The organism is Chryseobacterium sp. SC28, assembly GCF_003932955.1.
Lineage (GTDB): Bacteria > Bacteroidota > Bacteroidia > Flavobacteriales > Weeksellaceae > Epilithonimonas.
Genome location: NZ_QOVY01000035.1, coordinates 1 through 10,958, shown reverse-complemented (window position 1 = coordinate 10,958; position 10,958 = coordinate 1). Strand labels below are relative to the sequence as shown.

Genomic DNA, 10,958 nt, shown 5'->3' with positions numbered 1-10,958 from the left:
TATTTGCAAGGTTTTAAAGCTCTAAGATACAAATTCTTGCAATAAAAAACAAGCTATTTTAAACCCAAAATACTAATAATCAGTAAATTATAGGTAGCTTAAGGAGAGACTAATTAGGTTTAATAGGATTTCATCCTATCCTTTAGTAAGTCGCCACTTCGTGGCTTGCGTCGAATTTTAATTAAGATTTTAGTACATCTTTTTTAAACTCTTCCTTTCGTAATTTCATCAACGATTTCCGGATTCAGCAAAGTAGAGGTGTCGCCGAAGCTGTCAAAATCGCCTTCGGCAATTTTTCTAAGAATTCTACGCATGATTTTGCCGGATCTCGTTTTGGGAAGTCCCGATACAAATTGGATTTTATCCAACTTAGCGATAGGGCCTATTTGTTCCGAAATTAATTGGTTGATTTCCCTCGCCAGATTTTCCCGGTTTCGTTCTTCGCCGGATTCTTTCAGTGTCACAAAGCCGTACAGGGCATTCCCTTTGATCTCGTGTGGATAACCCACGATGGCAGATTCGGCTACTGCCGGATGTTGGTTGATGCTGTCTTCGATTGGGGCAGTGCCAAGATTGTGCCCGGAAACGATGATGACGTCATCTACGCGACCAGTAATTCTGTAGTAACCAACTTCGTCTCTCAAAGCGCCATCTCCGGTAAAATATTTGCCCGGAAAAGCGGAGAAATAAGTTTCCTTGTAACGCTGATGATCGCCCCAAATCGTTCGGGCAATTCCGGGCCAAGGGAAGCGGATGCAGAGGTTGCCATCGACTTGGTTTCCGGCGATTTCGTTTCTCTTTTCGTCCATCAACACCGGCTGCACGCCGGGCAATGGCAGCGTGGCGTAGGTGGGTTTGGTAGGGGTCACAAATGGAATGGGGGAGATCATGATGCCGCCGGTTTCGGTTTGCCACCAAGTATCCACGATCGGGCATTTTTTCTTCCCGACATTATCGTTGTACCAATGCCAGGCCTCATCGTTGATGGGCTCGCCCACAGATCCAATGACTTTCAGCGAATCCAGGTTGTGCTTCTGAACCCAATCGATGTTTTCTTTGGCTAAGGATCGAATGGCAGTCGGCGCTGTGTAAAATTGAGTCACTTTATGCTTTTCAATTACTTCCCAGAATCGTCCCGGATCCGGGAACGTTGGTATTCCTTCGAAAATTACGGTTGTAGCGCCGTTTAGAAGGGGGCCGTAAACGATATAAGAATGCCCTGTGATCCAGCCGATGTCCGCAGTACACCAATAGATGTCATTTTCTTTATAGTTAAAAACATTTTTGAAAGTGTATGCCGTATAAACCATATATCCTGCGCTGGTATGAAGCATTCCTTTTGGTTTGCCTGTGGAACCCGATGTGTAGAGGATAAACAATGGATCTTCTGCATCCATAATGACCGTCACGAAGTCGGGAGATGCTTTGTCGAGATATTCGTCCATCCAGTGGTCTCTGCCTTCCTTCATCTGGACATCGTTGTGCGTTCTTTTCACCACCAAAACATTTTCTACTGTTGGCGTTTTCTCGAGCGCCTCATCCACAATGCTCTTCAGATCCAAAACTTTGTTTCCTCTATAACTTCCGTCCGATGTGATCACCATTTTCGCGCCGCAGTCATTGATTCGTGAGGCTACCGCAGCGGCTGAAAATCCTGCAAATATCACAGAGTGTACAGCGCCTAATTTGGCGCAAGCAAGCATTGAAACTGCCAGTTCGGGAATCATCGGCAAGTAGATGCAAACCCGGTCTCCTTTTTGGATTCCCATTTCGCGGAGGATGTTGGCCACTTTGTTGACCCTGGTATATAGTTCGTTGTAAGAAATGTGTTGCGTCTCTTCTTTTGGATCATTGGGTTCCCAGATGATTGCCGTTTTGTCTCCGCGCAGAGCAAGATGCCGATCTAGGCAGTTTTTTGTGATGTTTAGTTTTGCATTTTTGAACCATTTGATGTTAGCTTCCTGCATATCGTAGTCCACAACTTTGGACCACCGCTGGTACCACACGAAGTTTTCATCGGCAATCTTGTCCCAAAATTTTTTCGGGTTTTTAATGGATTTTTTGTACTCTTTGAAATAATCCTGCAAATTCTGAATGTGATAATTTTTCATTTTATTTTCAATTTATTGTATGTTTAGGCTTGATGGATTTTCCAGTATTCATCTACTTTGCGGTTTATTTCTTCAACGATGAGTTCGTCATCAATCGTAGATGGGATTTGGAAGTCTTTTTTGTCGAGTATGGTTCTTATCAATTTTCTCAGGATTTTTCCCGATCGGGTTTTCGGCAATCGTTTGACGACCATTACATTTTTAAAAGAGGCAACGGCACCTATTTTTTCTCTTACATTTTCCACGATTTGTTTTTCAATATCTTTTTCGGAAATGGTGATGCCGCTTTTTAACACTACACAAGCAAAAGGAATTTGACCTTTTAATTCATCTTCTTTTCCCACCACTGCACATTCTGCAACGTTAGGATTTGAGGAGACAATTTCCTCCATTTCGGAGGTAGAAAGTCTGTGTCCTGCCACGTTGATCACATCATCTACCCGCCCCGTCACGAAAACATAGCCATCTTCGTCTTTGATGGCACCGTCTCCGGAAAAATAGTAGCCCTCGAACTGAGAAAGATAGCTGCTTTTAAACCTTGGAAAATCATTCCAAATGCCCAGCAAAGCACCTGGAGCTAATGGTAATTTAATGACCAAATAGCCCTCGTGATGCGGATCGAGTTCAAAGCCATTTTCATCAAAAACCTTAATGTCGTATCCTGGAATGGGTTTTCCGGCTGCGGCTCTTTTTATCTTGTAATTCTCGTCTGCAGTCAGCAATCCCAGCATTGGTGAGCCAGATTCTGTCTGCCACCAGTGGTCTATTGCGGGTACGCCGATGTGCTCTGCAAACCAATCCAGAGTGGCCACATCGCAACGCTCGCCGGCCAGAAACTGTTTTTTGAAATGCGACAGATCATATTTTTTTATGAATTCTCCGTTGGGATCTTCCTTTTTGATGGCGCGAATCGCCGTTGGTGCGGTGAACATTACCGAAACTTTATATTCCGAGATGATGCGCCAATAGGTTCCTGCATCTGGGGTGAAAACAGGTTTTCCTTCAAAAATGACCGTCGTATTTCTGTTGACTAAGGGCCCGTAAACCGAGTAGCTATGGCCAACGGCCCATCCGAAATCCGATGCCGTCCACATTATTTCGCCTGCTGCCATGGCATAATGATATTTCATGGTAAATTTCATCGCTGTGGCATATCCGCCGGTGTCTCGAACGATGCCTTTTGGCTTCCCTGTGGTTCCCGATGTATAAAGCAAATACAGTGGATGGGTAGATTCTACAGAAACGCAATCTGCAGGCTCCGATTGGGCAACCAATTCATCATAGTCCAAAATGCCGTCAAACATTTCGTGCTTGTTGTCTATCAATTTCCTATTGTAAACGATGATGTTTTCTACTCTGTCTTGGGCGAGTTCTATGGCTTGTTTTACAAGTGGCAGATAAGGAATTCTTTTACTAATCTCGACTCCGGCTGTGGCGGTGATCATAGCTTTGGGTTTGCAGTCGTTTATTCTTACCACCAATTCTGTGGGTGCAAACCCTCCAAACACCACATTGTGAATCACGCCAATTCTTGCGCAAGCCAGCATTGCAAAAAGAGTTTGGGGGATCATCGGCATGTAGATTACGGCGGTATCTCCTTTGGTCAATCCTAAAGATTTGAGTCCGCCCGCCAATTTGGAAACTTCATCTTTGAGCTGGTAAAAAGTGTATTGCTGCTTCTGATTCGTCACGGGAGAATCGTAGATGACGGCAACTTGATCGCCATAGCCATCGTTGATGTGCTTATCGATGCAGAGGTAACACATGTTGAGCTCTCCGCCGGCAAACCATTGGTTGTAGCCGTTTTCATCCAAGGAAGTAATGGTAGTGGGAAACCGAAACCAGTCTATTTCTCTGGCCTGCGCTTTCCAAAATTCTTCTCTGTTTTCAATACTTTCTTTAAATAATGTATCGTAGTTCATGGATATGATTTTTATAAAGTTAATAATTATTCTAAAACATCTCTTCTATCTGTTGTATCAATTTTTTGATGGAGTAGGGTTTGGTGACGTAAGCGTCGGCGCCAAGCTCCAAGCCTTTTTCGATGTCTTTTGGGTTAGATTTTGCACTTAGGAAAATGATTTTGGTGTCTTTCATTTTCTCCATCTGTTTGATTTCTTCCAAAGTGCTGTAGCCGTCTAAGTTTGGCATCATAATATCCAAAAGGATGACTTGCGGCGTGATGGTTTTTAGCAGATCCAAAACCTCGGTTCCGTCTCGTGCGATGTAAACATCATAACCTGTCTTTTTGAAACTGTATTCCAAAGACATCAGAATCTTGTGCTCGTCATCCGCTATTAAAATCGTTTTCATTGTTCTTGCTGGTTTGAGTTCTTAGTTGTAAGGTAAAAGTGACGCCCAATTCGTTGTTTTCGGCACCGATAGTTCCATTTTGTGCCTCCATTATTTTTTTGCAGATGGCCAGTCCCAATCCGCTACCGGAAGGCTTTCTAAGGTTTTGGTTCTTAGACTGATAAAACTTGTCGAATATCAACTCGAGATCTTCCTCCGGAATTTTTCTCCCGGTATTGAATATGTTGATCACTAAGTTAGCATTTTTTTCCTGAAATTTAGCCTGGATGGTTCCCTGTTCCTCGGCAAACTTCAAGGCATTTCCTAAGATATTCTGAAAAACCTGAATCAGTCTGGCTTCGTCGTATTCGAAAATCGGATTGGTCAAAAGATCAACTTCACTAAGGTGGATTTTTTTCTGATGAATCAGGGGACTGATGGGATTTAAGGCTTTTTGGTAGGTTTCGATAATGTTGTTTGGACGGATATTCAAAGCGATTTCGCCGTGCTCCAACTTGTCGAGATACAAAATATCGTTGATGATTTCGTTCAGCCGGTCCGATTCTGTGACGATATTATTCAAGAATTCTTTTTTGAGTTCGGGCGGCATTTCATCGTCGTCCGCAAGGATTTCGCCCACAGATCTTATGGCGGTTATCGGCGTCCGGAGCTCGTGGGCAACGGCATCCAAGAAGTCGTCCTTCTGCCTGTCTTTGATGATGAGATTTTCATTGGCAGATCTCAATTCGTCCGACAACTGGCGAAGTTCTCGACTTTGCTCGGTCAGTTTTTTATTAAGGCTGATATTTTCCTTAGATTCTTCCAAGATTTTGAGGACTTCGGTGAGAGAGATCTTGTCTTCCTGCGTCACCCCTTCGATCAGAATTTTTGCAGAAGCGGTTCCAATTCTTCCGGAAAGTAAGTTTTCCGAGAATTTGATGAATCTCGCATCGGCGGTTTCGGTGCGCGTATCGATGTTGTATTTGAGGTTGAAAATCCGCAATGCCTGTTCGGTCTTTTTTTCGCCCAGAAACTTGACCAATATATTACGAATGTCGGAAACATAGGCACGGCCGCGCCAGACAAAAGCGTTCTCATGATTTTGGATATATTTATCAATATCGATGTAGATTTCTGCAAAGTTGCGTTCCCGATAATCGCCTTTTCGGCTTAATGAAATTATCGAAAATAAGCTGATATTCAATAAAATAGACCAAAAAAAGACTTCCGAAATATTACTCAAATAAGGAATGTCGAAAAAACTGAACCAATCATAAACATTCCTTATAAAGCCTTTAATTTCCTGATTGTAAGAGAAATAATATTGCGGAATTATCAGGCCGAAGTAGCAGACAATCAATCCCGCGATTAAGCCAGCTACAGCACCTCTGTAACTGCCTCTCCGCCAAAAGATGGCGCCGAAAAATGAGGGACCCAATTGCGAAATGATGACAAAAGAAATCAACCCAACGGAGTACAAACTGTTCTTTAAAATGAAGAATTTGTAAAAAATAAATGCGGTAACAATCAGAATGAAAATGCTGACTTTCCGAATGTTCATGATGGTTTTCGTATTCTTTTCTTCGTGATCAGATTTCAACCGATCCAGCCAGCCGTAGGGAATGATGAGGTTGTTGGATAGCATTATGGAAAGCGTGATGCTCGAGATAATGACCATCGATATGGAGGAACTCAATCCGCCGAGAAAAACCAAAACGGTAATCAGCTGATTGTCAAAATATTGAGGAATTAATATCGAGTAGAATTCGGGATTCACATCTTGCCCATTAAACAAAATGCGGCCGCCCCACGCAATTGGAAATACAAATAGGGTGAAGATCAGCATGTAAAGCGGAAAAAACCAGATCGCAGTTTTCAGATGTTTTTCCTGCCGGTTTTCGATTATGGTTGTATGGAATTGTCTTGGTAGTAGAAAAATCGCGGAGGCCGAAATCAGGCAGAGAATCATCCAGTTGAAACTGCCCTCCAAGCCATTAAACGTATTTTTCTCCTTGAAATCTGGAAAAATGCTTGCCTTCGCATAAATATCGGAAACTCCATCAAATGCGAAATAGGTGACGAAAATCCCCAAAACCACCAAGAAGATTAATTTCAGAAGACTTTCCAAAGCTACTGTCGAGATGATTCCTAATCTTTTTTCCGAAGCATCCACATATCTGGTGCCGTAATAGGAGGAAAACAATGCCAAAAGTAAGACGACCATCGTGGCGTTATCTGAGAAGATATTCTTCGAAATGGGCGTCTGCGTCACCAGATGGAAGGTCTCGGAAATAGCTTTGATCTGCAGCCCAATATAGGGGATGATTCCAAAAATACAAACCAATGTGATAATGGCGCCAAAAGACCGACTGTTCCCATACCTCAATGAAATAAAATCTGCAATACTGCTCACTTTATTGACTCTCGAGATTTGAAGAATTTTTTTGTTGATATAAATCCACGCCGGGATCACGATGACCGGACCGATGTAAATGGGAAGATAATCAAGACCCTCATTGGCTGCCACCCCGATGCTGCCGTAGTAGGTCCAGGCTGTGCAATAGACCGCTAAGGATAAGGCATAGATGTACGGATTGTTGACCCACATCTTGCTCTTCTTTTTCTCCGCGGTGTGAGCTACCAAAAAAAGAAGAGCGAGATAAAGAATCACTAATGCATATAAAGCAACGCTACTCATCGTATTTTTTGAGGATTACAAAAGACGCTACGACGGAGAAAAGCCAAACGCTGAATATATACACATACACCACAGGCCATCCGAAAAGCTCTTTTTCGCTATTGAACAAAAGAATAATCGGCGCACTGAACAATATCATGAGTCCAAAACTCAGGAGGATCAATTTTTGTTCGTGTCTTTTTTTCATAGATGATTATCGAAAAAAGATAATTGATGAACGATATTTATCATCCATCAATTATCAAAATTATAATTTGGTTTCTTTATATTTTTTCGTCAGAATATTCACCTTTCAGCGCATAGTAGCCGAAGATCCCCAATCCACCGCAGACGATGGGCAAGAGGATGAATACAATGATGATCCCAAAGACCAGATCTTCCTGCTTGCCGGAGGCCAGCTTGGGAATCCCCATCACAGTCAGTCCGAAGTACAGAACTACGAGTGCCAATGCAATCCAGACGATGCCTAATATTTTTTTGATGCTATCCATTTTTGTTTGATTTAAAGTTAATTATTAATTGTGAATACTTCTAAGATTACATGATAATTTTTATTTCTTAGCAGTGTAATGCTTTGCCAACAGACTTTTTAATCGTGAATATTAGTGTTTTTCGTTTTGAGATAGAACAATCCGATTACGAGACAGACCGTCGCAACGCCGATAGGGTACCAGAGACCTTCCAGATACCAGGCCGGGTGACCTGCGTCTTTCGCCGTCGTTACCAGATATGTTGCCACCGCAGGTAGTAATCCTCCAAAGATGCCATTTCCGATATGATAAGGTAGAGACATAGAGGTATATCGGATTTTCACAGGGAACATCTCGACTAAAAATGCCGCAATCGGGCCGTAAACCATCGTCACAAAGATGACCTGGATGAAGACCAATAAAACCAGATGCCACCTTGTATCATCATTGACCTTGATAGATTCTGTCACTTTTGGTGCTTCCGCTTTTCCGTCTTTCATCACCGGTCCGGCTGCAGACCAATGGACGACGCTGTCTTTTTTAGACAATGTGCCATCTGTGTAAGCAATTTCTTTATGAAAAGTAATCAAACTGTCGGTCGCTATTTTGGGATGTATTTTTGCAGTTCGGGATTCGGTAATGCCGCCGGCGGCCACTTCTTTTTTCGCAGTATCTACCGAGTTGAACATTGCACTGTAAATTGGTCTGTAAGCCAAGATTGCGACGAGCATCCCCGTCATCATCACGGCTTTTCTGCCAATCTTATCCGATAACCATCCGAAGAAAACAAAGAATGGCGTTCCGAGGAACAGGGCCAATGCCATCAAAGAATCGACCTGAGTGGTATCTACGTTCATCACTTTCTGCATAAAGCTCATTGCATAGAACTGTCCAGTGTACCAGATGACACCTTGCCCCATTGCTGCTCCGAAAAGCGCCAAAAGCACAAATTTGAAATTAAATTTATTTCCAAAGCTTTCTTTTAGTGGATTGGTAGATGTTTTTCCCTCGCTTTTCGCTTTGGCAAAAAGTGGAGATTCCTTCATATTTCTTCTGATAAAATATGAAACAATGACCATTAAAATAGAAATCCAGAACGGCACTCTCCAACCCCAGCTGTCAAATTCCTCAGGAGACAGGGATGTTTTGGTGACTAGGATGACAATCAAGGAAATGAACAGACCTGCGGTCGCCGTAGTTTGGATCCACGAAGTCCAGTAGCCGCGCCTATTTGGCTGCGAATATTCTGCCACGTAGGTTGCGGCGCCTCCATATTCACCGCCAAGGGCTAAACCTTGTAAAAGTCTTAAAATTAATACTAAAACCGGCGCCATAAATCCTATTGTTTCATAACTTGGGATACACCCGATCAAGAATGTTGAGAATCCCATAATGAGAAGGGTGACCAAGAAAGTGTACTTGCGACCGATAAGATCGCCCAGTCTTCCGAAGAAGAGAGCTCCAAAAGGTCTAACCACAAATCCTGCTGCAAAAGTGGCAAGCGTGGATAAGAATGCTGCTGTGGGATTATCTGCCGGGAAAAATTTTGTGGACAAGACCACTGCCAAGCTTCCGAAGATATAGAAATCATACCATTCGATAAGGGTTCCGAGAGACGAAGCCATAATCACGCTCCAGATGGTGCGGTTCTTTTGCCTTTCGCTCAGGTTTTCGTAGTTTTCGTGATGTGAATCGCTCATATTGTATTTGTTTTTAAATTGTTTTTTAGAAAGAATACATGACTCGTATAAGACCTCGTACGTTTCCGACGGTTTTCAAATGATTTTCAGCTTTCGCCTCAGGATTGGTGTCGCCCCAGCGTGCAGCGGTATATTCCACTTCTGGTGTAATGCTGAATTTGTTTTGTGTAAATTCTACTCTGGCAGAGGCTCTCCAAACATTGTCCAAGATTCTCGTTCCGGAATTACCGCGGACATACAGGTTCTTGTAGCCGGCATCGGTTCCGTTGTTTTGCGTATATCCAAAGAAGACGCCCGGCGCTATTTTGGGATTTTTGCCGGCAAGGTCTACCCAGAAGGCACTCGTTTTGGTGGGTTCGTAAGACTCTTGTCCGTTGGCTTTGGTGTACCCTGCAAAACCGCCCAACATTACGTAATGATTAAGATTGCCTCCCGTGATGCCGTATATTTTGGCAATGACTTTGTCGCCGGAATATAAAAAATAAGCTAAAAAATCCGATGAATTTACTTTTTCGTCAGAGGCCAGATTGTTGGACTCGATGACGGGTTTCAAGGATTGATACTCTGCCGCAACGCCCACCATTATATTTTTGGTTTTATATTGCAATCTCCCGTGCAAGGAGGGTATGCTGGAGTTGAAGGTGGCACTGTTGGCGGATGCACCGGCAGCAGTCGCTGTCTGGAATTCGCGATCCTTATACGCTACCGCAGTTACAGATAACTCAGGTGTTATCTTTTGAGTCACTTTGATTTGTCCGGCCCAACCAAACGGATTGAATAGAATGCCGGTATTGAAATTGGCTACGCCCGGATACACTTCAGGGATAAAAGCAGGATACCAAGTTTGCCCAAAGGTGACCGCAGTTTTTCCCCAATCCAAAGTTGCAAAGGCATGCCTCAATCTCAATAGCCCGGTGCTTCCAGTTCCTGCAGCACTTTTGTTCAGTTCCGTATTACCAAAAAAATCACCTTCGATTTGTCCTGTGGCTTTCGCACCCCAGACGTCGGGACCTTTTATTTTGATGCCAACACGCGTGGTGAGCGATAAGAAATTACTGGCACCCGCATCATTAATGTCTTTTCCGTTGGCATCCAGTTTTTCATCCAGTGGATAAAGATTAAGATTGTACTCTCTCACATAAGCGGATTGCCGGGAGTCGAAAATGTAATCCGTTCTTACCCAGCCATAAAGAGAGACGTCCCACTCTTTCTTTTTGTTCTTTTCTGCCTCCAAAGCTTCTATTCGCTTTAGGAGTTCTTCTTTTGTCACTTCTTGACCGTACAACTTATCACCGTGCGCAGTCAAAAAAACAATTATTAATAAATAAAAAATTTTCTTCATAGATTAATAAAAATTTGGTGGTTATTTTGTGGATGCCAAATTGTTATTAATATTTTACTTGGAAAAATTTAATATATATTAATGCTAAAAGTATAGCTTGGTATATTAGGGAGGATTTATTAAACTTATTTCTTAAAGCGTTCCCATTTGATCAGCATATATTTATCAGCAAATTGAGTGATGATTAAACCCGAATTGTTCAGGTTGTTGGCTTTGGAAATGTATTCTATTAAACCTGTTGTGCATTTAGGAATTAAATAAAAAAGAGATTGTTCAATTGGATAGAAATCCGTATATTTAATTGATTATCAAATAATTAAATAAATGAACAATCTTACTCAAAAC

The 10,958-nt window shown here is 42.5% G+C and carries 8 protein-coding genes; all 8 read right to left on the bottom strand.

Translation table 11 applies throughout. From position 1 onward, the window contains the following. Nucleotides 1-203: 203 nt before the first annotated feature. Nucleotides 204-2,111, bottom strand: coding sequence for an acetate--CoA ligase (acs, locus tag DTW91_RS12430; RefSeq protein ID WP_125203680.1), 1,908 nt, complete (start codon nt 2,109-2,111; stop codon nt 204-206). A 23-nt stretch (nt 2,112-2,134) separates the two neighbouring features. Next, nucleotides 2,135-4,033: an AMP-binding protein gene (locus tag DTW91_RS12425; RefSeq protein ID WP_125203679.1), complete on the bottom strand. Its 1,899-nt coding sequence runs from the start codon at nt 4,031-4,033 to the stop codon at nt 2,135-2,137. Between the two features lie 31 nt (nt 4,034-4,064). Then, a complete protein-coding gene (locus tag DTW91_RS12420) occupies nt 4,065-4,424 on the bottom strand; it encodes a response regulator transcription factor (RefSeq protein WP_125203678.1) in 360 nt (119 codons plus the stop codon). Then, on the bottom strand, nt 4,399-7,101 hold the full coding sequence (locus DTW91_RS12415) for an ATP-binding protein (RefSeq protein WP_125203677.1): 2,703 nt from the start codon (nt 7,099-7,101) through the stop codon (nt 4,399-4,401). The genes DTW91_RS12420 and DTW91_RS12415 overlap by 26 nt, the downstream gene beginning before the upstream one ends. Then, the gene (locus DTW91_RS12410; protein ID WP_125203676.1) at nt 7,094-7,288 is read right to left on the bottom strand and encodes a hypothetical protein; all 195 of its coding nucleotides are present in this window, start codon (nt 7,286-7,288) and stop codon (nt 7,094-7,096) included. The genes DTW91_RS12415 and DTW91_RS12410 overlap by 8 nt, the downstream gene beginning before the upstream one ends. A 76-nt stretch (nt 7,289-7,364) precedes the next feature. Next, nucleotides 7,365-7,592, bottom strand: coding sequence for a DUF6814 family protein (locus DTW91_RS12405; protein ID WP_125203675.1), 228 nt, complete (start codon nt 7,590-7,592; stop codon nt 7,365-7,367). A 98-nt stretch (nt 7,593-7,690) separates the two neighbouring features. Next, nucleotides 7,691-9,271: an MFS transporter gene (locus DTW91_RS12400; RefSeq protein WP_125203674.1), complete on the bottom strand. Its 1,581-nt coding sequence runs from the start codon at nt 9,269-9,271 to the stop codon at nt 7,691-7,693. 25 nt (nt 9,272-9,296) lie between these two features. Then, a complete protein-coding gene (locus tag DTW91_RS12395) occupies nt 9,297-10,613 on the bottom strand; it encodes a hypothetical protein (RefSeq protein WP_125203673.1) in 1,317 nt (438 codons plus the stop codon). Nucleotides 10,614-10,958: the final 345 nt, after the last annotated feature.